The sequence below is a fragment of the Streptomyces sp. NPDC046197 genome (assembly GCF_040646295.1).
Lineage (GTDB): Bacteria > Actinomycetota > Actinomycetes > Streptomycetales > Streptomycetaceae > Streptomyces.
In genome coordinates this window covers 1,770-24,111 of sequence record NZ_JBEYZY010000022.1, presented here as the reverse complement: position 1 = coordinate 24,111, position 22,342 = coordinate 1,770, and the positions used below count along the sequence as shown (strand labels likewise).

Annotated in this window: 22 protein-coding genes and 5 tRNA genes; 8 read left to right on the top strand and 19 right to left on the bottom strand. The window is 70.7% G+C overall.

From position 1 onward, the window contains the following. The first annotated feature begins 29 nt into the window (after positions 1 to 29). On the top strand, positions 30 to 1,232 hold the full coding sequence (locus tag AB0A61_RS27395; RefSeq protein ID WP_361297538.1) for an FAD-dependent monooxygenase: 1,203 nt from the start codon (positions 30 to 32) through the stop codon (positions 1,230 to 1,232). A gap of 65 nt (positions 1,233 to 1,297) precedes the next feature. Here the strand turns inward: AB0A61_RS27395 and thiD are convergent, their stop codons facing one another. Continuing rightward, positions 1,298 to 2,092, bottom strand: a complete 795-nt coding sequence (thiD, locus tag AB0A61_RS27390; RefSeq protein ID WP_361297789.1) for a bifunctional hydroxymethylpyrimidine kinase/phosphomethylpyrimidine kinase — start codon at positions 2,090 to 2,092, stop codon at positions 1,298 to 1,300. Between the two features lie 14 nt (positions 2,093 to 2,106). Then, the gene (locus tag AB0A61_RS27385; RefSeq protein ID WP_361297535.1) at positions 2,107 to 3,069 is read right to left on the bottom strand and encodes a thiamine-phosphate kinase; all 963 of its coding nucleotides are present in this window, start codon (positions 3,067 to 3,069) and stop codon (positions 2,107 to 2,109) included. 206 nt (positions 3,070 to 3,275) lie between these two features. On the opposite strand from AB0A61_RS27385, the gene AB0A61_RS27380 reads away from it, so the two are divergent. Together AB0A61_RS27380 and AB0A61_RS27375 are read left to right on the top strand one after the other, a co-directional pair. Continuing rightward, complete coding sequence (locus tag AB0A61_RS27380) at positions 3,276 to 3,509, top strand: Lrp/AsnC ligand binding domain-containing protein (protein WP_003997603.1); 234 nt, start codon at positions 3,276 to 3,278, stop codon at positions 3,507 to 3,509. Positions 3,510 to 3,529: 20 nt separating this feature from the next. Next, complete coding sequence (locus AB0A61_RS27375; protein WP_361297532.1) at positions 3,530 to 4,012, top strand: DUF3515 domain-containing protein; 483 nt, start codon at positions 3,530 to 3,532, stop codon at positions 4,010 to 4,012. A gap of 81 nt (positions 4,013 to 4,093) precedes the next feature. On the opposite strand, the gene AB0A61_RS27370 is transcribed toward AB0A61_RS27375, so the two are convergent. From AB0A61_RS27370 to AB0A61_RS27360, 3 genes are all read right to left on the bottom strand, one after another. Next, positions 4,094 to 5,251: a D-alanine--D-alanine ligase family protein gene (locus AB0A61_RS27370; protein WP_361297529.1), complete on the bottom strand. Its 1,158-nt coding sequence runs from the start codon at positions 5,249 to 5,251 to the stop codon at positions 4,094 to 4,096. A 109-nt stretch (positions 5,252 to 5,360) separates the two neighbouring features. Then, on the bottom strand, positions 5,361 to 6,371 hold the full coding sequence (locus tag AB0A61_RS27365; protein WP_361297526.1) for an NAD(P)H-dependent glycerol-3-phosphate dehydrogenase: 1,011 nt from the start codon (positions 6,369 to 6,371) through the stop codon (positions 5,361 to 5,363). Further along, positions 6,368 to 7,198: a lysophospholipid acyltransferase family protein gene (locus tag AB0A61_RS27360; protein WP_361297523.1), complete on the bottom strand. Its 831-nt coding sequence runs from the start codon at positions 7,196 to 7,198 to the stop codon at positions 6,368 to 6,370. Before AB0A61_RS27360 ends, AB0A61_RS27365 begins: the two co-directional genes overlap by 4 nt. 144 nt (positions 7,199 to 7,342) lie before the next feature. Between AB0A61_RS27360 and cofC the strand changes: the two genes are divergently transcribed. Both cofC and AB0A61_RS27350 read left to right on the top strand, forming a co-directional pair. Next, the gene (cofC, locus tag AB0A61_RS27355) at positions 7,343 to 7,981 is read left to right on the top strand and encodes a 2-phospho-L-lactate guanylyltransferase (protein WP_361297520.1); all 639 of its coding nucleotides are present in this window, start codon (positions 7,343 to 7,345) and stop codon (positions 7,979 to 7,981) included. Positions 7,982 to 8,019: 38 nt separating this feature from the next. Then, a complete protein-coding gene (locus AB0A61_RS27350; protein ID WP_361297517.1) occupies positions 8,020 to 8,223 on the top strand; it encodes a hypothetical protein in 204 nt (67 codons plus the stop codon). Between the two features lie 157 nt (positions 8,224 to 8,380). On the opposite strand, the gene AB0A61_RS27345 is transcribed toward AB0A61_RS27350, so the two are convergent. The 4 genes from AB0A61_RS27345 to leuC form a co-directional block, all read right to left on the bottom strand. Further along, the gene (locus AB0A61_RS27345) at positions 8,381 to 9,031 is read right to left on the bottom strand and encodes an HU family DNA-binding protein (RefSeq protein WP_361297514.1); all 651 of its coding nucleotides are present in this window, start codon (positions 9,029 to 9,031) and stop codon (positions 8,381 to 8,383) included. A gap of 136 nt (positions 9,032 to 9,167) precedes the next feature. Then, positions 9,168 to 9,398, bottom strand: a complete 231-nt coding sequence (locus AB0A61_RS27340; protein WP_361297511.1) for a hypothetical protein — start codon at positions 9,396 to 9,398, stop codon at positions 9,168 to 9,170. A 309-nt stretch (positions 9,399 to 9,707) separates the two neighbouring features. Next, the gene (leuD, locus tag AB0A61_RS27335) at positions 9,708 to 10,301 is read right to left on the bottom strand and encodes a 3-isopropylmalate dehydratase small subunit (protein ID WP_361297508.1); all 594 of its coding nucleotides are present in this window, start codon (positions 10,299 to 10,301) and stop codon (positions 9,708 to 9,710) included. Between the two features lie 5 nt (positions 10,302 to 10,306). Further along, positions 10,307 to 11,740: a 3-isopropylmalate dehydratase large subunit gene (gene leuC / locus AB0A61_RS27330; protein ID WP_361297506.1), complete on the bottom strand. Its 1,434-nt coding sequence runs from the start codon at positions 11,738 to 11,740 to the stop codon at positions 10,307 to 10,309. Between the two features lie 191 nt (positions 11,741 to 11,931). Here leuC and ndgR point away from each other — a divergent pair, with 191 nt between their 5' ends. Then, on the top strand, positions 11,932 to 12,648 hold the full coding sequence (ndgR, locus tag AB0A61_RS27325) for an IclR family transcriptional regulator NdgR (protein ID WP_028425251.1): 717 nt from the start codon (positions 11,932 to 11,934) through the stop codon (positions 12,646 to 12,648). A 206-nt stretch (positions 12,649 to 12,854) separates the two neighbouring features. Here the strand turns inward: ndgR and AB0A61_RS27320 are convergent, their stop codons facing one another. Then, positions 12,855 to 13,340, bottom strand: a complete 486-nt coding sequence (locus tag AB0A61_RS27320) for a DUF4188 domain-containing protein (protein ID WP_361297502.1) — start codon at positions 13,338 to 13,340, stop codon at positions 12,855 to 12,857. A gap of 138 nt (positions 13,341 to 13,478) precedes the next feature. Here AB0A61_RS27320 and AB0A61_RS27315 point away from each other — a divergent pair, with 138 nt between their 5' ends. Next, positions 13,479 to 14,114: a MerR family transcriptional regulator gene (locus tag AB0A61_RS27315; protein ID WP_361297500.1), complete on the top strand. Its 636-nt coding sequence runs from the start codon at positions 13,479 to 13,481 to the stop codon at positions 14,112 to 14,114. A 52-nt stretch (positions 14,115 to 14,166) separates the two neighbouring features. Here AB0A61_RS27315 and AB0A61_RS27310 read toward each other — a convergent pair. The 9 genes from AB0A61_RS27310 to AB0A61_RS27270 form a co-directional block, all read right to left on the bottom strand. Continuing rightward, positions 14,167 to 14,239: transfer RNA gene (locus AB0A61_RS27310), tRNA-Glu, on the bottom strand. A 26-nt stretch (positions 14,240 to 14,265) separates the two neighbouring features. Further along, positions 14,266 to 14,337: transfer RNA gene (locus AB0A61_RS27305), tRNA-Gln, on the bottom strand. A gap of 21 nt (positions 14,338 to 14,358) precedes the next feature. Then, positions 14,359 to 14,431, bottom strand: a tRNA-Glu gene (locus tag AB0A61_RS27300). A 61-nt stretch (positions 14,432 to 14,492) separates the two neighbouring features. After that, a tRNA-Glu gene (locus AB0A61_RS27295) sits at positions 14,493 to 14,565 on the bottom strand. 39 nt (positions 14,566 to 14,604) lie between these two features. Continuing rightward, positions 14,605 to 14,676: transfer RNA gene (locus AB0A61_RS27290), tRNA-Gln, on the bottom strand. Between the two features lie 92 nt (positions 14,677 to 14,768). After that, complete coding sequence (locus AB0A61_RS27285) at positions 14,769 to 15,506, bottom strand: HAD family hydrolase (protein ID WP_361297497.1); 738 nt, start codon at positions 15,504 to 15,506, stop codon at positions 14,769 to 14,771. Between the two features lie 332 nt (positions 15,507 to 15,838). After that, positions 15,839 to 17,362 carry a glutamate--tRNA ligase gene (gltX, locus tag AB0A61_RS27280; protein ID WP_361297494.1) on the bottom strand — a complete coding sequence of 508 codons (1,524 nt, stop codon included), beginning with the start codon at positions 17,360 to 17,362 and terminating at the stop codon, positions 15,839 to 15,841. After that, entirely contained in the window at positions 17,355 to 18,140 is a 786-nt protein-coding gene (locus AB0A61_RS27275; protein ID WP_361297491.1) for a fumarylacetoacetate hydrolase family protein, read from the bottom strand. The genes gltX and AB0A61_RS27275 overlap by 8 nt, the downstream gene beginning before the upstream one ends. 264 nt (positions 18,141 to 18,404) lie before the next feature. Beyond that, positions 18,405 to 18,593 carry a hypothetical protein gene (locus AB0A61_RS27270; protein WP_361297488.1) on the bottom strand — a complete coding sequence of 63 codons (189 nt, stop codon included), beginning with the start codon at positions 18,591 to 18,593 and terminating at the stop codon, positions 18,405 to 18,407. 601 nt (positions 18,594 to 19,194) lie between these two features. Between AB0A61_RS27270 and AB0A61_RS27265 the strand changes: the two genes are divergently transcribed. Beyond that, positions 19,195 to 22,342 (top strand): nitrate- and nitrite sensing domain-containing protein (locus AB0A61_RS27265; RefSeq protein ID WP_361297486.1); only part of this gene is annotated, 3,148 nt, incomplete at its 3' end.

Genomic DNA, 22,342 nt, shown 5'->3' with positions numbered 1-22,342 from the left:
GGTCAGCGCCTCCGTGGAGGCTGCTTGCCATGACGAACACACACCGCCTCGGTCACCTGAACGTCCTGATCTCCGGCGCCAGCGTCGCCGGCCCGGCCCTCGCCCTGAACCTCGCCCGGTACGGCGCCCGCGTCACCGTCGTCGAGAAGGCGCCCGCGCTGCGCGGCGGCGGCTTCGCCGTCGATTTCCGCGGCCACGTCCACCGCACGGTGCTGACCTCGATGGGCATCTGGGACGAGGTTCACGCCCGGCAGACCCACATGGGCGCGCAGAGCGTCGTCGACGCCGACGGCGCCCCGCGCGTCGACCTGCCCGCCGAAATGATGAGCGGCGACGTCGAGATCTTCCGCGGCGAGCTGGCGCAGATCATGTACGAGCGGACCAGGGACGAGGCCGAGTACGTCTTCGGGGACTCGATCACCGCGCTCACCGAAACGCCCGACGGCGTCGAGGTCGCCTTCGAGCGCGGCGCGCCCCGCCGCTTCGACCTCGTCGTCGGCGCCGACGGCCTGCACTCCAACACCCGCCGCCTGGCCTTCGGTGACGAGTCCCGGTACCTGCGCTTCTTCGACCACTACGTGGCCGGTTTCGAGGTCCCCAACCACCTGGGCCTGAACCGTACGGGGCGCCTCTACAGCGAGCCGGGCCGCTGTGTGGGCATCAGCAACTACGACGGCGACCCCGACCGCGCGGGCGCCCTGCTGGTCTTCCGGTCCGGGGAGCTGACGTACGACCGCCGGGACGTGGCCGCGCAGAAGCGGATCCTCGCCGAGCGGTTCGCGGACATGGGCTGGGAGACGCCTCTCGTTCTGAAGGCCCTGGAGCAGGCCGACGACCTGTACTTCGACGCCATCGCCCAGATCCACGTCGACCGGCTGACCAAGGGCCGCGTGGCGCTGCTCGGGGACGCGGGGTACGGGGCGACCATGGGCGGCATGGGCACGGGTGTGGCGATCGTCGGCTCGTACGTGCTGGCCGGTGAGCTCGCCCTGGCGGGCGGCGACCACCGCACCGCGTTCGCCGAATACGAGAGCCGGATCCGGGACTTCGCCAAGGGCTGCCAGAAGATCTCCGGCAACGCGGGCCCGTTCTTCGCGCCGCCCACCGAGCGGCGGATCCGCAGCCGCGACCGGATGTACCGGCTGCTCAGCTCGCGTCTGCTGGCCGGCTTCTTCAAGAAGCTCACCGAGAAGGCGGCGACGGACATCGAGCTGCGCGACTACCCGGCCTGAGAAGCGGCTACCCGGCGAGGAACGGCTGTCCCGCCCGGAAATGCGGCCGACCGGCCGGCAAACGGCTACCCCGCCGCGGGCCGGAAGGCCCACCCGTGGTCCACGGGCCCGATGCCGCCGCCGAGTGCGAACCCGGCGGCGATCGCCCCGGTGACGTACTCCTTGGCCGCCGCCACCGCCTGCGGCACCGGCCGGCCCTTGGCCAGCTGCGACGCGATCGCCGAGGCGAGGGTGCAGCCCGTGCCGTGCGTGTGCCGGTTGTCCAGCCGGGGAGCCCGCAGCCAGTGTTCCTCCCGGCCGTCGGTCAGCAGGTCGAGGGCGTCGCCGGACAGATGGCCGCCCTTGATCAGCACCCAGCGCGGCCCGTACGCCAGCACCGCCTGCGCGGCCTCGCGCAACTGGTGCTCCGACTCGACGCGGACGCCCGTCAGTTGGGCGACCTCGTCCAGGTTGGGTGTGGCGACGGTCGCCACCGGGAGCAGGCGGGTCCGTACGGAGTCGAGCGCGGAGGCGGCCAGCAGCGGGTCCCCGTGCTTGGAGACCCCCACCGGGTCGACGACCGTGGGCACGTCCGTCGCGCCGAGCAAGTCGGCCACCGTCTCGACCAGTTCCGCGGAGGCCAGCATGCCCGTCTTCACGGCCTGGACGCCGATGTCGTCGACGACGCTGCGGTACTGGGCCCGGACCGCCTCCACGGGCAGCTCCCAGGCGCCCTGGACGCCGAGCGAGTTCTGCGCGGTCACCGCCGTGATCACGCTCATGCCGTGCACGCCGAGCGCGAGCATCGTCTTCAGGTCGGCCTGGATGCCCGCGCCCCCGCCGGAGTCGGAGCCGGCGACGGTCAGCACCCGGGGCGGCACGGCCGCGGCGCTCGTCACTCGTCGTCCCCGAAGTGGTCCCAGCCGCCCTTGCTGGTCCAGGGCGCCCCGTCGACGGTGACCTGGGGCAGCGCCGAGGGGTTGAGCACCTCGCCGATCACCTTCCAGCGGGCGGGCAGTTTCACGTCCGGCGGGAAGGTCGCCACGATCGCGTGGTCCTCTCCCCCGGTCAGCACCCACTGGATCGGGTCGACACCGACGGCCTGCCCGATGTCGTTCATCTGCGAGGGGATGTCGATGGCGCCGGAGCGGATGTCGATGCGGACCTTGCTGGCCTCCGCGATGTGCCCGAGGTCGGCGATCAGCCCGTCGCTGACGTCGCACATCGCGGTCGCGCCGAGCCCCGCGGCCGCGGGGCCCGCGTGGTACGGCGGCTCGGGACGGCGATGGGCCTCCACGAAGGCGCGCGGGGAGCGGAAACCGCGGGAGAGCACCGCGTACCCGGCCGCGGACCAGCCGAGCCAGCCGGTGACCGCGACGAGGTCGCCGGGCTGGGCTCCCGCGCGGGTCACCGGCTCGTGGTTGCGCAGGTCGCCCAGGGCGGTGATGGACACCATGATCGTGTCACCGCGCACCACGTCGCCGCCGACCACGGAGGCGCCCGCGACCTGGCACTCGTCGCGCAGGCCGTCCATCAGCTCGGTGGGCCAGGTGACCGGGAGTTCCGCCGGGACGACCAGGCCGAGCAGCAGCGCGGTCGGTACCGCGCCCATGGCCGCGATGTCCGCCAGGTTCTGCGCGGCCGCCTTGCGGCCGACGTCGTACGCCGTGGACCAGTCGCGGCGGAAGTGCCGCCCCTCCAGGAGTATGTCGGTGCTCGCCACGACCCTGCGGTCGGGGGCGGCGACCACCGCGGCGTCGTCCCCGGGGCCGACCCGGACCGCCGGGGTGGTCGTGAGACGGGAGGTGAGCTCCCTGATGAGCCCGAACTCCCCGAGCTCACCAACAGTGCCCTTCATTGCCCTTTCGCCCCTTCTGTCCCTGTCCGTTCCCGGTCGCGCGTCATCGCGGCCCTCGTTACGGTCGAGGTGACCGTCAACTTCTGTCCTACCTGCACCCCGGCACGCGCGTCGCGGCCTTCGCGGGTCTCCCCGTGGCGCGTGGCGACGCGATACCGTGGCGTTCCTTTTCCCCACATGATCCTCGTGGTCGCCTTGGAGGTTCCGTGGTACAGGCGTACATCCTGATCCAGACGGAGGTCGGCAAGGCGTCGACCGTCGCCGAGACGATCAGCAAGATCCCTGGGGTGATCCAGGCCGAGGACGTGACGGGACCGTACGACGTGATCGTGCGCGCCCAGGCAGACACGGTGGACGACCTGGGCCGCATGGTGGTCGCCAAGGTCCAGCAAGTGGACGGCATCACACGCACCCTGACCTGCCCGGTCGTGCATCTGTAGCCCCCGTCTACCCTTGGCCGGTGAACTCTTTGCGTCACCGGCTCATCGGCCTGCCCGTTCTCGCCGTGCTGATCACCGCCGCGGGCTGCTCCTCAGCAGACGACAGCGCCACCGCGGCGGTTCCCAGCCCGGACGCGACGGTCACGAAGCTGTGCCGGAACCTGGACAGGGCGCTGCCCAGGACGGTGGACGGACTGGGCCGCCAGGACCCCGAGCCCGCCTCCGCGCTGACCGCGGGCTGGGGAAGCCCGGCGATCATACTGCGCTGCGGTGTACCCCGGCCCGCCGAGATGAACAACCCGGAAGCCGACGGTGCGGAAGTGAACGGGGTCGGCTGGCTGCTGCAGAAGCAGGGCGACGGATCGTTTCGCTTCACGACCACGCTGCGCAAGGCGTACGTGGAGGTGACGATCCCCGCGGGGCGGACGGCCCACGGAATGGCGCCGCTCGTCAGCCTGGCGCCCGCGGTCAAGAAGACGATCCCCGAGGGCATCGCCGGCTGAGCGCCGCAGGGGCACGGGGTGTCCACGGGCGCCGGACGGTGGTGGCCGGTCGCGCAGGTCCCCGCGCCCCTTCGGGAGGCCTCAGCGCAGGCCGGTCGAGCGGCGCAGGGCCGCCTGGATGAGACGGTCCACCAGTTCTGCGTAGGCGATTCCGCTCGCCTGCCACATCTGCGGGTACATCGAGATGGGCGTGAAGCCCGGCATGGTGTTGATCTCGTTGATCACGAACTCGCCGTCCTCGGTGAGGAAGAAGTCCGCACGGACCAGCCCCTCGCAGGAGGCGGCCTCGAACGCCTCCACCGCGAGCCGCCGCACCTCGGCGGTCTCCTCGGGCGTCAGCGGGGCGGGCACGATGCCCGGCGTGGAGTCGATGTACTTCGCCTCGAAGTCGTAGTACGCGTGCGCCTCGGGCGGCGGGATCTCGGCCGGTACGGAGGCCCGGGGACCGTCCTCGAACTCCAGCACACCGCACTCGATCTCGCGGCCGCGCAGCGCGGCCTCCACGAGCACCTTCGGGTCGTGCCGCTGGGCCTCCTCGATCGCCTCGTCGAGGCCGGAGAGGTCCTCGACCTTGGTGATGCCGATCGACGAGCCGGCGCGGGCGGGCTTCACGAACAGCGGCCAGCCGTGCTCGCCGGCGAAGTCGACGATCTTCTTGCGGGCGGCCGACTGGTCCTGCTGCCACTCGCGCGGCCGGATCACCACGTACGGGCCCACCTTGAGCCCGAAGGAGGTGAACACCCGCTTCATGTACTCCTTGTCCTGGCCGACGGCCGAGGCGAGCACGCCCGAGCCCACGTACGGCACGCCGGACAGCTCCAGGAGGCCCTGGAGGGTGCCGTCCTCGCCGTAGGGGCCGTGCAGCACCGGGAAGACCACGTCGACCTCGCCGAGCACCTTGGGCACCGAACCGGGCTCGCTGTAGACGACTTCACGGTTGTTCGGGTCGACGGGGAGCACCACGCCGCCCTCGCTCGACTCGGCGAGTTCCTCGACGCTGGGCGTACGGCGGTCGGTGATCGCCATGCGCTCCGGATCGTCCGCGGTCAGGGCCCAACGGCCGTCCCGCGTGATGCCGATCGGCAGGACCTCGTACTTGGTCCGGTCGATGGCGCGCAGCACCGCGCCGGCGGTGACCACGGAGATCCCGTGTTCGGAGCTGCGCCCGCCGCACACGACGGCCACGCGCGGCTTGCGGGACGGCTGCTCAGGGCTCTGGGGGAGGTTCTCGGTGCTCATATCGCGTTGAGAGTACCCGCTGGTATCCCCCAAGTCAGCGCCCGCTTCCCCGCCGTCGCTCAGCGTCGCACGGATGGTCGCTCAGCGTGGTGCGGGCGGTCGCCGCCGGTCAGCGGCGTTCCGCCTTGGCGCTGCGCGACATCAGCTCCTTGAGGGCGACCACCGGTGGTTTGCCCTCGTGCACGATGCCGACGACGGTCTCGGTGATGGGCATGTCGACGCCGTGCCGGCGGGCCAGATCCAGCACCGACTCACAGGACTTGACGCCCTCGGCCGTCTGCCTGGTGACCGCGATGGTCTCCTCCAGGGTCATGCCCTTGCCGAGGTTGGTGCCGAAGGTGTGGTTGCGGGACAGCGGCGAGGAGCAGGTCGCCACCAGGTCGCCCAGGCCCGCGAGTCCGGAGAAGGTCAGCGGGTCGGCGCCGAGGGCGGCGCCCAGCCGGGTGGTCTCGGCCAGCCCGCGCGTGATGAGGGAGCCCTTGGCGTTGTCGCCGAGGCCCATGCCGTCGGCGATGCCCACGGCCAGCCCGATCACGTTCTTGACGGCGCCGCCGAGTTCGCACCCGACGACGTCGGTGTTGGTGTACGGGCGGAAGTACGGGGTGTGGCAGACGGCCTGGAGGCGCTGGGCGACGGTCTCGTCGGTGCAGGCGACCACGGCGGCGGCCGGCATCCGGGCGGCGATCTCCCGGGCGAGGTTGGGCCCGGTGACCACGGCGATGCGGTCGGCGCGGACCTTGGCCACGTCCTCGACGACCTCGCTCATCCGCATGGCGGAGCCCAGTTCGACGCCCTTCATCAGGGAGACGAGCACGGTGTGGGGCGCGAGCAGCGGCGCCCACTCGGCGAGGTTGCCGCGCAGCGTCTGCGAGGGAACGGCGAGGACGGTGAAGTCGGCGTCGCGGGCGGCCTCGGCGGCGTCCGCGGTCGCGCGCAGGTTCTCCGGGAGTTCGACACCGGGCAGGTAGTCGGGATTGGTCCGCGTGGAGTTGACCGCCTCGGCGAGGTCCGCGCGGCGGGCCCACAGGGTGACCTCGCAGCCCGCGTCGGCCAGGACCATGCCGAAGGCGGTGCCCCACGATCCGGTACCGAAGACGGCCGCCTTGACCGGCTTGCTCACGTGCCCTGCCCCTCTTCCTGGACTTCCGGTACGGCCGGCACGGCCCTGCTCCGGGTCTGCGCCTGGTTCTGGACCTGGTTCTGGACCTGGTTCTGGGCCTGGGTCTTGCGGCGCTGCTCGAGCCGCTCCCGGCGCGGGTCGTACGGTGTGGCAGGCGCCTTCTCGCCGCGGATCTGCTCCAGCTGCCGGGTGATGGCCGCCATGATGACCTCGGTCGCGTCCTTCAGCAGTTCCGGGGTCATCTCCTGGTCGTAGAAGCGCGACAGGTCCACGGGCGGGCCCGCCAGCACGCGGTGGGTCTTGCGCGGCAGGAGGTTCGGCTTCTTGGCGTACGGCGGCAGCAGTTCGTTGGCGCCCCACTGGGCGACCGGAATCACCGGGCACTTGGTCTGCAGGGCGACCCGGGCCGCGCCCGTCTTGCCGGTCATCGGCCAGCCGTTCGGGTCGCGGGTGAGCGTGCCCTCGGGATAGAAGGCGACGCACTCGCCGCGCTCCACGGCGTCGATGGCGGCGCGGAAGGCGCTCAGCGCGTCCGTGGACTCGCGGTAGACGGGAATCTGCCCGGTGCCGCGCATCGCGGCGCCCACGAACCCCTTCTTGAAAAGCCCGCTCTTCGCCAGGAATCGCGGCACACGCCCGGTGTTGTACTGATAGTGGGCGTAGGCGAAAGGATCGATGTGCGAATTGTGGTTCACCGCGGTGATAAATCCGCCCTCGGCCGGAATGTTCTCCATTCCACGCCAGTCCCGCTTGATCAGAACCACCAGCGGCGGTTTGCAGATCACCGCTGCGAAGCGGTACCAGAAGCCGATTCTGCGGCGGGGCACGCGGACACCTTCCTCTAGGACCTGGGGGGCCGCACAAGTGTCGCCCCAGGCCGCCGGTCTGTCGAGAACACCGTACGCCCCGACCTGCGGACCGCCAGATGCCGCGGGGGACAATGTCCGGATACAAGAGAGGGACGAACGCGCGTGCAGTGGACCTTGGTCATCCCCCTGAAGCCCCTGGCCCGGGCCAAGAGCAGGCTGTCGGACACCGCCCACGACGGGGTGCGGCCGGGCCTCGTGCTCGCCTTCGCGCTGGACACGGTGGCGGCGGCGCTGGCCTGTCCGGGGGTGCGGGATGTGGCGGTCGTCACGGACGACGTGCTGGCCGGGCGGGAGCTGGCGGCGCTCGGCGCACGGATCGTTCCCGACGAGCCGCACGGCGGGCTCAACGCCGCCCTGGCGCACGGGACGGCGGTCGTGCGGGCATCGCGCCCCCAAAGTCCCGTAGCGGCCCTGAACGCCGATCTTCCGGCGCTGCGGCCGACGGAATTGGCCCGGGTCCTGACGGCGGCCGCGGAATTCCCGCGCGCTTTTCTCTCCGATGCGGCAGGCGTCGGTACAACGCTGCTGGCCGTCGCGCCGGATCGCGAATTGCTCCCGGCTTTCGGTGTCGATTCCCGCAGCCGCCACCGGGCGTCCGGGGCGGTGGAACTGCCACTGGAGGCGGTGGATTCCGTACGTCAGGACGTGGACACCGGCGAGGACCTGCGGGCGGCTCTGGCTCTCGGCGTGGGACCGCGGACCGCGGCGGCGGCCGCGCGGTTGCTGATCCCCGGGCAGTAACGCGCGGCCGCCGCGAGCGGGCCCAGTAGGCTGCCGTCATGCAGGCGACCGCATACACGTACGACCCCGAAACCCGCAGTGGCCAGGTGCTCCTGGACGACGGCACGCCGGTGCCCTTCGACGCACCGGCGTTCGACGCGGGAGGTCTGAGGCTGCTGCGCCCCGGGCAGCGGGTGCGGATCGAGACGGAGGGCGAGGGGCCCGGGCTGCGGATCACGCTGGTGACGCTGCAGACCTTCTGAGCCCCGCGGGTACCGTCCTGAGCCCCGCGGGTCGAGCGCTGCGGAGTCGCTCCTGAAAGCCGCGCATACGCTTCTGAACAGGCCGAACAGCCGGTGAACGCGCCGCGGGCCGGGCTCCCTCGGGAGTCCGGCCCGGCGTGTGAGTACCCCTGTGCCCTTACTTGCCGCGGGCGGTGGTCTTCTTGGCGGTGGTCTTGCGGGCGGTCGACTTCTTGGCGGGGGCCTTCTTGGCCGTCGCCTTCTTCGCCGGAGCCTTCTTGGCCGCCGTGGCCTTCTTGGCGGTCGTCTTCTTCGCCGTGGTCTTCTTGGCGGCCGCCGTGGTCTTCTTGGCGGTCGTCTTCTTCGCCGTGGTCTTCTTGGCGGCCGCCGTGGTCTTCTTGGCCGTCGTCTTCTTCGCGGCAGCCGTCTTCGCCGCACCCGCCGTCTTCTTGGCGGCGGCCTTCTTGCCCGCGGCCTTGGCAATGGTGGGCGGTGGGCCGGACAGGCTGCCCTTGGGCGCCTTCTTGACCGCGATGTCGTTCTTCGGGAGCTTCTTCGAGCCTCCCACCAGGTCCTTGAAGCCCTGGCCGGCACGGAAGCGGGGAACGGAGGTCTTCTTGACCCGGACCCGCTCGCCGGTCTGCGGGTTGCGGGCGTAGCGGGCCGGGCGGTCGACCTTCTCGAAGGACCCGAAGCCGGTGACCGAGACCCGGTCTCCCCCGACGACCGCTCGGACGATGGCGTCCAGTACCGCGTCGACAGCATCGGCGGCCTGCTGTCGGCCGCCCATCTTGTCGGCAATCGCTTCTACGAGCTGCGCCTTGTTCACGTCTTCCCCTTCGGAGACCTTGCCAGAACGAAAGTGTTCAAGCTTTTTCGCACGTTAGGCAGATATATACCGCAAATCAAACACGAAACGGGCTAATCACCCTTGTGCCGCAACGGACTCGACGGTCTCGGGCTGTTCAGCTGTCCTCTTGGGGGATTCGACCCTCGTCGAGGTCGGCGGTGAACCGCTCCAGACGCCTTGCCGCACCGGCGAGATCGTGCTTGGCCGCGGCCGTAATGACCAGCAGCTTCCGGGTCAGCGCCATCCGTACGCCCTCCGGGACTTGCAGTGCGCGCACCCTTGCGTGCGCTTCCTTGAGCTGGGCCGCGACCGCCGTATAGAGCTCGAGTTGGCCGTCGTTGTCCATGCACAGATTGTGCCATCTGGGGCGAGTTGTCGCCTGCGCAGGGGGCAACTGCCGCCCAGGGCGGGCTTCCGGGCATCCGCGCCGACCGCGGCCTCGGCTTCCGCGTACCCCGGCAACAACCTTCATAACGTGGGAAGTTGTGCGCGCGCACGGCGGCGCGCCGGGGCGGTGGGGCCCGGAAACGGCCGTACCCCCGATCGGGGAGATCGGGGGTACGGAGGGGGTGTGCGGTGGCCGAAACTCGACTTGCGCGAAGGGCGGATCGGCCTGTCGGGCCGGCAGTCGATCACCGGCCGCCGGGGAACGGGGTCAGACCGGCAGCGTCCGCGGCTTGAACGACGGGCGCTTCGCCTCGTAGGCGGCGATGTCGGCCTCGTTCTGCAGGGTGATGGAGATGTCGTCCAGCCCGTTCAGCAGCCGCCAGCGGGAGTTCTCGTCCAGCTCGAAGGAGGCGATGATGCCCTCGGCGCGCACCTCACGTGCCTCAAGGTCCACAGTGACCTCAGCTGTCGGGTCCTTCTCGGTGAGTTCCCACAGCGCGTCCACGATCTTCTGCTCCAGCACCACGGTGAGCAGGCCGTTCTTCAGCGAGTTGCCCCGGAAGATGTCCGCGAAGCGGGAGGAGATCACGGTCTTGAAGCCGTAGTTCTGCAGCGCCCAGACGGCGTGCTCCCGGGAGGAGCCGGTGCCGAAGTCGGGGCCGGCGACCAGCACCGTGGCGCCCTGCCGCTCGGGGCGGTTGAGCACGAACTCGGGGTCCTTGCGCCAGGCCTCGAACAGCCCGTCCTCGAACCCGTCGCGGGTGACCTTCTTGAGCCAGTGGGCGGGGATGATCTGGTCGGTGTCGACGTTGCTGCGGCGCAGCGGGACGGCCCGGCCGGTGTGGGTGGTGAAGGCTTCCATGATTCTCAGACTCCAGCGGGCGTGCGGGCGGCGTTGTCGTCGGCGAGGTCGGCCGGGGAGGCCAGGTGGCCGAGGACGGCCGTGGCGGCGGCGACCTGCGGCGACACCAGATGAGTACGGCCGCCCTTGCCCTGCCTGCCCTCGAAGTTGCGGTTGGAGGTGGACGCGGAGCGCTCACCGGGGGCCAGCTGGTCGGGGTTCATGCCCAGACACATCGAACAGCCCGCGTGCCGCCATTCGGCGCCCGCCTCCTTGAAGACCACGTCCAGGCCCTCGGAGACGGCCTGCAGACCCACGCGCGCGGAGCCCGGGACGACCAGCATCCGTACGCCGTCGGCGACTTTGCGGTCCTTCAGGATCGCGGCGGCGGCGCGCAGGTCCTCGATGCGGCCGTTGGTGCAGGAGCCTACGAAGACCGTGTCCACCTCGATGGAGCGCAGCGGCTGTCCGGCCGCCAACCCCATGTATTCCAGGGCCTTTTCGGCGGCCAGGCGCTCCGAAGCGTCTTCGTACGAAGCCGGGTCGGGGACGGCGGCCGAAAGCGGCGCGCCCTGACCCGGGTTGGTGCCCCAGGTGACGAACGGGGACAGTTCTCCGGCGTCGATGACGACCTCGGCGTCGAACACGGCGTCGTCGTCGGTGCGCAGGGTCTTCCAGTACTCCACGGCGGCGTCCCAGTCCGCGCCCTCCGGGGCGTGCGGACGGCCCTTGAGGTACTCGAAGGTCGTCTCGTCGGGGGCGATCATGCCGGCGCGGGCGCCCGCCTCGATCGACATGTTGCAGATGGTCATCCGGGCCTCCATCGAGAGCTTCTCGATGGCCGGGCCGCGGTACTCCAGGATGTAGCCCTGACCGCCGCCGGTGCCGATCCGCGCGATGATCGCCAGGATCAGGTCCTTGGCGGTGACGCCCTCGGGCAGCTCGCCGTCGACCGTGATGGCCATCGTCCTGGGGCGGGCCAGCGGCAGCGTCTGGGTGGCCAGCACGTGCTCGACCTGCGAGGTGCCGATGCCGAACGCCAGCGCACCGAAGGCGCCGTGCGTGGAGGTGTGCGAGTCGCCGCAGACCACGGTCGTGCCGGGCTGGGTCAGACCCAGCTGCGGGCCGACGACGTGCACGACGCCCTGCTCCACGTCGCCCAGCGGGTGCAGCCGGACGCCGAAGTCGGCACAGTTCTTGCGCAGCGTCTCCAGCTGGGCTCGTGAGACCGGGTCCGCGATGGGCTTGTCGATGTCGAGGGTCGGGGTGTTGTGATCCTCGGTGGCGATGGTCAGGTCGAGGCGGCGCACCGCGCGGCCGCTCTTGCGGAGGCCGTCGAAGGCCTGGGGGCTGGTCACCTCGTGCAGCAGGTGCAGATCGATGAAGAGGAGGTCGGGCTCGCCCTCGGCGCGCCGGACGACGTGGTCGTCCCAGACCTTCTCCGCGAGTGTCCTACCCATCGCTTTCCCTCCGGCCGAACACCGAAGGCGCCGACCCAACTAGAGATCTTGAGGATGCGGCGCCCGCTCCCCCCTGTCGCGGGGCGTCCGCCACCGGGCCCGTCGTTCCACGGGCCGTGGTGATTCCAGGGTGGCGTGTTCCACGGAAAATTGAACTTGCGTTTCACAGAGTGAGACGCAAGTATCGTTGCATGGACAACAGTAGCGGCGTCGGCGTTCTGGACAAGGCAGCCCTTGTCCTGAGCGCCCTGGAGTCCGGTCCGGCCACCCTCGCGGGTCTGGTCGCGGCGACCGGACTGGCACGACCCACGGCCCACCGGCTGGCCGTGGCCCTTGAACACCACCGTATGGTGGCGCGCGACATGCAGGGCCGGTTCATTCTCGGCCCGCGCCTGGCAGAGCTGGCCGCGGCAGCGGGCGAGGACCGCCTCCTCGCCACCGCGGGCCCGGTCCTCACCCACCTGAGGGACGTCACGGGAGAGAGCGCGCAGCTCTACCGCCGCCAGGGCGACATGCGCATCTGCGTCGCCGCCGCGGAGCGCCTGTCCGGACTGCGGGACACGGTCCCCGTCGGCTCGACGCTCACGATGAAGGCGGGCTCGTCCGCACAGGTCCTCATGGCCTGGGAGGAGCCGGAGCGGCTGCACCGGGGCCTGCAGGGCGCCCGCTTCACGGCGACGGCCCTGTCGGGCGTACGGCGCCGCGGGTGGGCCCAGTCGATCGGCGAGCGCGAGCCGGGCGTCGCGTCCGTCTCCGCGCCGGTGCGGGGTCCCTCCAACCGCGTGGTGGCCGCCGTCTCGGTCTCCGGCCCCATCGAGCGCCTGACCCGCCACCCCGGCCGTATGCACGCCCAGGCCGTCATCGACGCCGCCGCCCGCCTCTCCGAGGCCCTGCGCCGCTCCGGCTGACGCCGGAAGCCAACGCCGTCAAGCCGACGCCGTCGAAGGGCCGGCCTCAACGCCGCGGCGGGCCCTTTCAGGCGGTTCGGCGGTACCGGCGTCCGGCAGTTCGGGTGTCGCGGGCCGGCAGTTCGGCTGTGGCGCCGGTACCACAAGCCCCTCCAACCCCAGCAATACCAGCAGCCCCATAAGCCGTCGGTCGTGGCGGGTCGGGTTCAGTTGACCCGCAGCCGCTCGGCGGCGCGGTCTCCACGGCGGGCGACCGGAACGACCCCCGTGGCCCTGCCGAGGCCGAACTCGGGCATGTTCACGTAGATCGACTCGTGGGACCCGGCCGGCACCACGTAGGTCTCGTGCCAGAAGCCGACCTTGCCCTTCCCCTCGCGCAGCCGCCGGTTGAAGGCGGCCCAGGTCGGGCGGTGGCTCCCGTCCGGCGCGGCGGCGTACGCGAGCAGCTTCTCCTTCGACTCCCAGTACTGCACCAGGTACGCCTCACGGGGTCCGCCGAGCAGTGCCTTGTACCCGAGCAGCCCGCTGTCCCTTTCGCGCGCCAGCTCCGCGAGCATCGGCCCCATCGCCCTGGCCACCGGCCACCAACTGCGCACCGCGGCAAAGCTGTTGACACGCATCCCGATGAGGAAGACGACGACCCCGTCCTCGCTCGCGGCGGTCATGCGCCCTTCGATCGGCCTGGCACCCATGAGATCCCCCAACTCGCTCGTGCTCCGCTTGATTGGATAGCGTCGCTATCCATGGTTGGATAGTGACACTCTCCAACGCGGAACGCAAGGGCTGGAGCGGGAGACAACGGGAGACAAGAGGAAGGGACGCGGAGCGGAATGCGACTGGCGGAGCTGAGCGCGCGCAGCGGGGTGTCCACCGCGACGATCAAGTACTACCTGCGCGAGGGGCTGCTGCACCCCGGCCGCCGCGTCACGGCCACCCAGGCCGAGTACGACGAGGAGCACCTGCGACGGCTGCGGCTGGTGCGGGCGCTGATCCAGGTGGGACGGATCCCGGTGAACTCGGCCCGGGAGGTGCTCGCCGCGCTGCAGGACGAGGATCTCGATCGGAACGGGCGTCTGGGCACCGCCGTATGGGCGCTGCCGCACGGCCCGGCACCGGACGAGACCGACCCGGCCACCGAGGCCGCCCGGCGCACCGCCGACGAGCTTCTGACGCGGCTCGACTGGAGATACGGCGCCCCGCCCGCCCCCGCGTACGGGATGCTCGTGACCGCGATCGCCGCGCTGTCCCGGCTCGGTTACCCCTGCGCCGTGGACGACTTGGAGCCGTACGCCCGCGCGATGGAGCGGATCGCCTTCACCGACCTGGACCTGGTGGAACGGTACGGGACGCCGGAGGAGCAGGTGGAGGCCGCGGTGGCGCTGACCGTGCTGTACGAACCGGTGCTGCTCAGCCTGCGCCGGCTCGCGGAGGCGGAGGAGTCACGCCGCCGGTTCGGCGGGAGGTGAGGCGTCCGGGTACGCCGAAGGGCCCTCCCGAGGGAGGGCCCTTCCGACTGCGTACCCCCGACCGGATTCGAACCGGCGCTACCGCCTTGAGAGGGCGGCGTGCTAGGCCGCTACACAACGGGGGCGCAGATCTTGCGTTTCCGCAGATCAGCTGGTCTACCTGGACTCGAACCAAGACTAACTGAACCAGAATCAGTCGTGCTGCCAATTACACCATAGACCAAAGGTGGTTTAGACCTTCAAGTACCCCCGACCGGATTCGAACCGGCGCTACCGCCTTGAGAGGGCGGCGTGCTAGGCCGCTACACAACGGGGGCCCTGGCGATCCTGCATCGAGGACAGCGGGAGCGACCCGGCCGTCCTCGCGAGAAGGATCAGTACCCCCGACCGGATTCGAACCGGCGCTACTGCCTTGAGAGGGCAGCGTGCTAGGCCGCTACACAACGGGGGCTCGCGGATGAAATCCGCAGGTGCAGATGAGCTCTGCGAGCTGGCCTACCTGGACTCGAACCAAGACTAACTGAACCAGAATCAGTCGTGCTGCCAATTACACCATAGGCCACTGGAACGCAAGCCCCTGAGGGGATCTTGTTCTAGCACTGCGCCTCGGGTTCGTTCCGGTTGTCCGGGCCGCCCCGCGGCGCAGGAAGAACATTACCCGAAGGTGGACGGGGCTCCAAAACGGCTTTCCGAGACGAGGATCCCGGGGAGTTCGGCGAGGGTCGCGATGCGGTGCGGTCCGACGGGTGCCTCGGGGCCGGTCGCCTGCGGCACGCCACGGTCGATCCACACCGACAGCAGGCCGGCCTCGGCGGCTCCCCGCCCGTCGATCTCGGGGTGGTCGCCGACGTACGCGACCTGGTGCGGCGGCAGGTGCAGGGCCTCGCACACCGCCAGGAAGGCCCGCGGCTGCGGCTTGGAGACGCCCAGCTCCGCGGCGCACAGGACCGCCTCGAAGCGGTCGCGCAGACCGAGGATGGTCAGCTTGTGCTCCTGGACGTGCAGGCTCGAATTGGACAGCACCGCGTGCCGGTGGCTGGCGGCGAGGGCGTCCAGGGCGGGCAGCACGTCCGGGAACAGGGCCCAGGCCGCCTCGTAGTGAGCCAGGTAACGCCGGAACCAGGCGTCGGCCTCGTCGTCGCTCAGCTCCGACCGGTCGAGGAAGACGCGCACCCGGTCCCGCCGCTGCCCCTCGAAGGTCGCCTCCCCGGCCGAGTACCGCGCCCACTGGGCGTCCGTGATCCGCCGCCAGCGTGCCAGGGCCTGCTCGGCGGTCTCGTACCCGTCGAGCAGCCCTTCCGCCGCCAGATGCGCCCGCATGCCGACGCGGTCCGCGGTGGTGTAGTCGAAGAGGGTGTCGTCCACGTCCCAGACGACAGCTGCGATGGCCATGCCACCGACGGTACCGCCGGGACCGGCGGCGGAAGCGGCCTTCGCCTCCCCGGCCCAGGCGTGTGCGGTCGTCAGACGGCCACAGCGGCCGGGCCGGGGGCGACGAAGGTCGCGGTCGGCTCGTCACGGATGACCAGGCGGGCGGCCACGCGCAGGTCGGGCGTGTCGGACGGCGACTCGTCCGGCTGGGCCAGGGTGGCCGCGGCCGTCTCGACCCGGTAGCGGCCAGGCTCGACGGTCGGCCCGCGACGGCATGCGAAAGGGGCGGCAGCCGGTGCGGCCGCCGCCCCTGACCCGGGTGCGGGTTACGCCTTCGCCAGCGCGGGTGCGGGTTACGCCGTCGCCTTCGCCACCGCGGCGTCGATGCGGGCCAGCGTGCGGTCCTTGCCCAGGATCTCCAGGGACTCGAAGAGGGGCAGGCCGACCGTGCGGCCGGTGACGGCGACGCGGACCGGTGCCTGGGCCTTGCCGAGCTTGAGGCCGTGCGCCTCGCCGGCCGCCAGGACGGCCTCCTTCAGGGACTCCGCCGAGGTCCAGTCGGCGGACTCCAGCTTCTCCCGTGCGGTTCGGAGCAGGGCGTCGGAGCCCTCCTTCATCGCCTTGTTCCAGGACGCCTCGTCGAAGACCGGCTCCGGCAGGAACAGGAAGTCGACGTTGTCCGTGATCTCGGAGAGGACCTTCAGGCGGGTCTGCGCGTGCGGCGCGATGGCCTGCCACTTCGCCTCGTCGAAGTCCTCGGGGGCCCAGGGGGCGAAGGGGGCCTGCAGCCACGGGCGGCAGCGCTCCGTGAACTCCTTCGCGTCGAGCATGCGGATGTGGTCGCCGTTGATCGCCTCGCACTTCTTCAGGTCGAAGCGCGCCGGGTTCGGGTTCACGTCCGTGATGTCGAAGGCCGCGACCATCTCCTCGATCGTGAAGATGTCCTGGTCGGCCGAGAGCGACCAGCCGAGGAGGGAGAGGTAGTTGAGCAGGCCCTCGGGCAGGAAGCCGCGCTCGCGGTAGAGGTTCAGGCTCGACTGCGGGTCGCGCTTGGACAGCTTCTTGTTGCCCTCGCCCATCACGTACGGCAGATGCCCGAACTCGGGGACCCGGTGGGCGATGCCCAGCTCCATCAGCGCCTTGTACAGGGCGATCTGCCGCGGGGTGGAGGAGAGCAGGTCCTCACCGCGCAGCACGTGGGTGATGTCCATCAGGGCGTCGTCGACCGGGTTCACCAGCGTGTACAGCGGGGCGCCGTTGGCCCGGACGATGCCGTAGTCCGGCACGTTCTCCGGGGTGAAGGTCAGCTCGCCGCGGACCAGGTCGTTGAAGGTGATCGTCTCGTCGGGCATGCGGAAGCGGACGATCGGGGTGCGGCCTTCGGCCTTGTACTGCTCGACCTGCTCGGGGGTGAGGTTGCGGCAGTGGCCGTCGTAGCCGGACGGCTTGCCGGCGGCGCGGGCGGCCTCCCGGCGGCTGTCCAGCTCCTCCTGGGAGCAGTAGCAGTGGTAGGCGTAGCCGCCGTCCAGCAGCTTCTGGGCGACGTCACGGTAGATGTCCATGCGCTGCGACTGACGGTACGGCGGGTGCGGGCCGCCGACCTCGGGGCCCTCGTCCCAGTCGAAGCCCAGCCAGCGCATCGCGTCGAGCAGCTGGTTGTAGGACTCCTCGGAGTCGCGGGCCGCGTCGGTGTCCTCGATGCGGAAGACCAGGGTGCCCTGGTGGTGCCGGGCGAACGCCCAGTTGAACAGGGCGGTGCGGACCAGGCCCACGTGGGGGTTACCGGTGGGCGACGGGCAGAAACGGACGCGTGGGGGTACCCCCTGTCCGAGCGGAGCCGAGGACTTGGGGGAGGGAGAGCCGGGTGCGCTAGCCACGCTTGACAACCTTGTTGGTGAGAGTGCCGATGCCTTCGATGGTGACGGCGACCTCGTCGCCGACGTTGAGGGGGCCGACCCCTGCCGGGGTGCCCGTGAGGATGACGTCGCCGGGGAGCAGCGTCATGGCCTCGGTGATGTTGACGATCAGATCCTCGATCGAGTGGATCATCTCGCTGGTGCGGCCCAGCTGACGCTGCTCGCCGTTCACGGTGAGCTGGATGGTCAGGTCGGCCGCGGCGGCGATGTCCAGGTCCGTCTCCACCCAGGGGCCGAGCGGGCAGGAGGTGTCGAAGCCCTTGGCCCTGCCCCACTGCTTCTCGCGCCGCTGCACGTCGCGGGCGGTGACGTCGTTGGCGCAGGTGTAGCCGAAGATCACGTCCTTGACGCGCTCGCGCGGGACCTCGCGGCACATGCGGCCGATGACGACGGCCAGCTCGGCCTCGTGGTGCAGCTCGTGCGAGAAGGAGGGGTACTGGATCTCGTCGCCGGGGCCGATCACCGAGGTGGAGGGCTTGAAGAAGGCGAAGGGGGCGTCCGGCACCTCGTTGCCCAGCTCGCGCGCGTGCTCGGCGTAGTTGCGGCCGAAGGCCACGACCTTGTTGGGGAGCACCGGCGGCAGCAGCCGGACCTTGCTCAGTGGCACCTTCGTACCGGAGAGCTCGAAGTCCACGAACGGGATGCCCTTGATGATGTCGAGGACGAGCTCGTCCGGCTTGTCGCCCTCGACCGCGCCGAAGGCGACGTTCCCGTCGATGGAGAACCTGGCGATGCGCACGGGATCCTTGCGCCCCTTATCTGAGCCGGCTGGAGTCTGACGATCCAGGCTAACGCGCCGGGGGCCCCGGACCTCGCGCATTCCGGCGCGCGCAGCACGTCGGGGGGCCGGACGACGGGCGGCGAGAAGGACGCGCGAGAGCGACAAGGAGGGCGAGAAGGGCAAGAAGGGCCGAGAGGGAAAAGAAGGAGGGGCGCCCGACATGCGGGACGCCCCTGATCCTTTTGTGCGGCCGCCTTGAGTGTTCGGCGGCCGGGGTGCGTACTACTCCGCGACGGAGGCCGCGACCGGTGCCTCCATGAGGACGGTGCGCCTGGGGTTGGCGGTCTGGGTGGGGAGGGAGACGGAGTGCTCCGGCTGTTCCGGCGTGTGCAGGGCGTCGGCGTCCTCGAGGTGTGCCAGCGTGGTGCGTCGCGGGTTGGCTATCGTGCGGAACATCATCGTCGTCTTCACGGTTGTACGAGACCCTGTCGTGTACGGGCGCCGGAAGGGTCGCGGGACCCTCGCGCGGGCGCGGTTGTCGGATTTCCCAACTCTGTAAAGCGTCAGGCTAAACATTCAATTCCCTGGCGAAGCCGTGAAGAGCTCGTGATCCAAGTGTGAGTTTGCTCACGGCCCCATCGACAAACCGGTCAATTCCGACCGGCATCTCACCCCAACGAAACGGACATTGGCGCTCTGAAGCGACCATTCCGCTCCCGATCATGGCGACTGGGACACCCCTGCCCGCTCATCGGTTCGTGGCCGTATGACCGTTATCGGTGAGATCACTTTCCACGCCTCGTAACGCTTCACTCACAGCGTGTCACTCAGGTCACAGCCTGGTACGCGAGCCTTGTTGGAGATCCGGCACTGTGCTGGAATGCCACGGACCGCCGCAGGAACGAGCCGGCGCGCAAGGGCGCAAACGCAGCGCCGGGGCGGCGGCGAGAGGGGGAGCCAGCGCCGGTCACTCACGACCACCAAGGGGAGCGTGTTCAGGACGCTTCTCACCACGCCGACACCGTCCTTCCGCTGACGCGGAGGGGCGCCTGGTCCAGAGGTTGCGACGCTAGTGCAGGGACGTTTCAAGAGGGATGGCAGCGCTTCGGCGGAGCCGGAGCCGCACGGCGGGACTGGCCCCGTGAAAGGCAGCTCCGCGCCCCAGCACGCCCAGAACCCGGGCCCGGCCCCGACCGGCGACAACGGTGAGCGTCCCGGGCGCTCCGGTACGTCCGGTACGTCGGCGTCGCCGAGCCCCGCTCCGGTGGTCAAGACGCCCAAGAGTCCGGGCCCGGTCGGCCCCGGCTCGCGAATAAGCCTGCGCAACTGGCGCATCTCCACCCGCCTGGTGTCGCTGCTCGCGCTCCCCGTCGTCGCCGCGACCTCGCTCGGCGCGCTGCGCATCAACCAGAACATGGACGACATCCAGCAGCTCGACAACATGAAGCTGCTGACGGACATGACCAAGCAGGCCACCGAGCTGGCCGCCGCGCTCCAGGAGGAGCGCGACCAGTCCGCCGGTCCGCTGGCCCACCCCTCCAGCGCGAGCACGATCACGGTCAAGGGCTTCCGCGACAAGACCGACCGCGCCCTGCAGAACTTCCTCAACAGCTCCGAGGAGATCGACGGCGCCAGCAAGAACGGCAACCTCCAGGGTGTCCGCGACACCCTGGTCGGCCTGGCCAGCGAGCTCAACGGCCTGAGCAAGATCCGTAAGAACGCCTACCAGGTCACGGACAACTCCGCACAGACGGTCGACGCCTACCACCGGCTCATCACCGAGCTACTCGGCCTCTCCCAGGACATGGCCGAGGCGACCAGCAACCCGGAGATGATCCAGCGCACGCGCGCCCTGGCGGCCTTCTCCTCCGCCAAGGAGTTCGCCTCCGTCCAGCGCGCCGTCATCGCGGCCGCACTGCCGGCCAACAACACCACCACCGGCAAGCTCTCGGAGAACGACCGGCTGTACGCCGAGTCGGCGCTGGAGAGCCAGACGTCCGAGCTGAGCAGCTTCCGCAACATCTACGGCGACGGCGCCGAGGAGCTCGTCAAGCCGATCGACAACGGCAACGCGATCATCACCTCCGCCGACAACTACGCCCGGCGCGTCCTCGGTCAGCCGAACGGTCTGCAGTCGCTCGACAAGCGCTCGTACCGCGACTGGGTGGACGACAGCTCGACCAAGGTCGAGCAGATGAAGAAGATCGAGCACACGCTGCTGGAGGAGATGGAGCAGAAGGCCCGCCAGCTGCGCAGCGCCACCGAACGTGACGCGATCATCTCCGGTGCGCTGATCCTGCTCGTCCTCGGCGTGTCGCTGGTCGGCGCCTTCGTCGTGGCCCGCTCCATGATCCGCTCGCTGCGCCGGCTGCAGGAGACCGCGACCAAGGTCGCCCAGGACCGTCTGCCCGAGCTGGTCAAGCAGCTGTCCGAGTCCGACCCGCAGGACGTCGACACCTCCGTGGAGTCGGTCGGTGTGCACTCCCGGGACGAGATCGGCCAGGTGGCCGCGGCCTTCGACGACGTGCACCGCGAGGCGGTCCGGCTCGCCGCCGAGCAGGCCCTGCTGCGGGGCAACGTCAACGCGATGTTCACCAACCTCTCGCGCCGCTCCCAGGGTCTGATCCAGCGCCAGCTGTCGCTGATCTCCGAACTGGAGTCCCGCGAGGCCGACCCGGACCAGCTGTCCTCGCTGTTCAAGCTGGACCACCTCGCCACCCGTATGCGCCGTAACGGTGAGAACCTCCTCGTTCTCGCCGGTGAAGAGCCCGGCCGCCGCTGGACCCGCCCGGTCCCGCTGGTCGACGTGCTCCGCGCCGCCGCGTCCGAGGTGGAGCAGTACGAGCGCATCGAACTGGCCGCGGTCCCGACCACCGAGGTCGCCGGCCGGGTCGTCAACGACCTCGTGCACCTGCTCGCCGAGCTGCTGGAGAACGCGACGTCGTTCTCCTCCCCGCAGACCAAGGTCAAGGTCACCGGTCACGCGCTGCCCGACGGCCGGGTGCTGATCGAGATCCACGACACCGGTATCGGCCTCTCCCCCGAGGACCTCGCGGCGATCAACGAGCGGCTCGCCTCACCGCCCACCGTGGACGTCTCGGTCTCCCGCCGCATGGGTCTGTTCGTGGTCGGTCGTCTGTCCCAGCGGCACGGCATCCGCATCCAGCTGCGCCCCTCCGACTCCGGCGGTACGACCGCCCTGGTCATGCTGCCCGTGGATGTCGCCCAGGGCGGCAAGAAGCCGGCTCCCGGCAAGCCCGGTGCCCCCTCCACCGGTGGTCCGGCGGCCGCGCAGGCCGCCGCCGGTGTGGCCGCGGCGCGCCGTCAGAACGGCCAGCCGGGTGGCGGCGCCCTGGGCGCGGGTGCGTCCGCCGGCGGCAGTGGCCGCCTCGGCGCCGGGTCCGCTCCGCGCGGTCAGGTCGGCGCCGGTCAGGGTCCGCGGGCCGCACTGCCCGGTGCGGGTGGTCGTCCGGGCGCGCGCGGACCGCAGGGTCCGGGACAGCAGGGCCGGTCGGCTCCGGCCGGCGCGGGTGCCGCCTTCGGCGGCCAGGCGTCGGGTACGCAGCAGGGCTTCGGTGACGCTCAGCGCCAGGGCCAGGGCCAGGACGCCTTCGGCGGGCGCGGACCCGGGTCCGCGCAGCGGGCGAACGGCACCGAGCAGGGCCGGCAGCAGCAGCGCGGTGGTGCGCGCGCGGAGCTGCCCGGCGGCGCCGCTCAGTCCCGGACGCCGGGCTGGGGCGACCAGGGCGCAGGCCGCGCCTCGCTGGACGCTCCCCGCGGCCACGACGAGCAGGACCCGGCGCAGACTTCCCGCATGCCGCGGATCGACGACCGGCAGGGGCCGGGCTCGACCGCGGAGATGCCGGTGGTCCCGAGCGCGGACAACCGGCAGTCTCCCGGCTCGGCGTCCGAGTTCCCCCGCCAGAACTTCGACGCTCCGCGGGCCGGCGGCGACCGGGACACGGGCCAGTTCCCCTCTCCCGGTGTCAACCCCGCGCAGGACACGGGCCAGTTCGTCCGCTCGGACGTCTTCGGCCCGGGCTCATCGGAAAACCCGTCCAACACGGGCCAGTTCGCGGCCCCGCAGGCCTACGACAACAGCTCCACCGGCCAGTACCCGGCCCCGCAGGCCTACGACAACAGCTCCACCGGCCAGTACCCGGCCCCGCAGGCCTACGACAACAGCTCCACCGGCCAGTACCCGGCCCCGCAGGCCTACG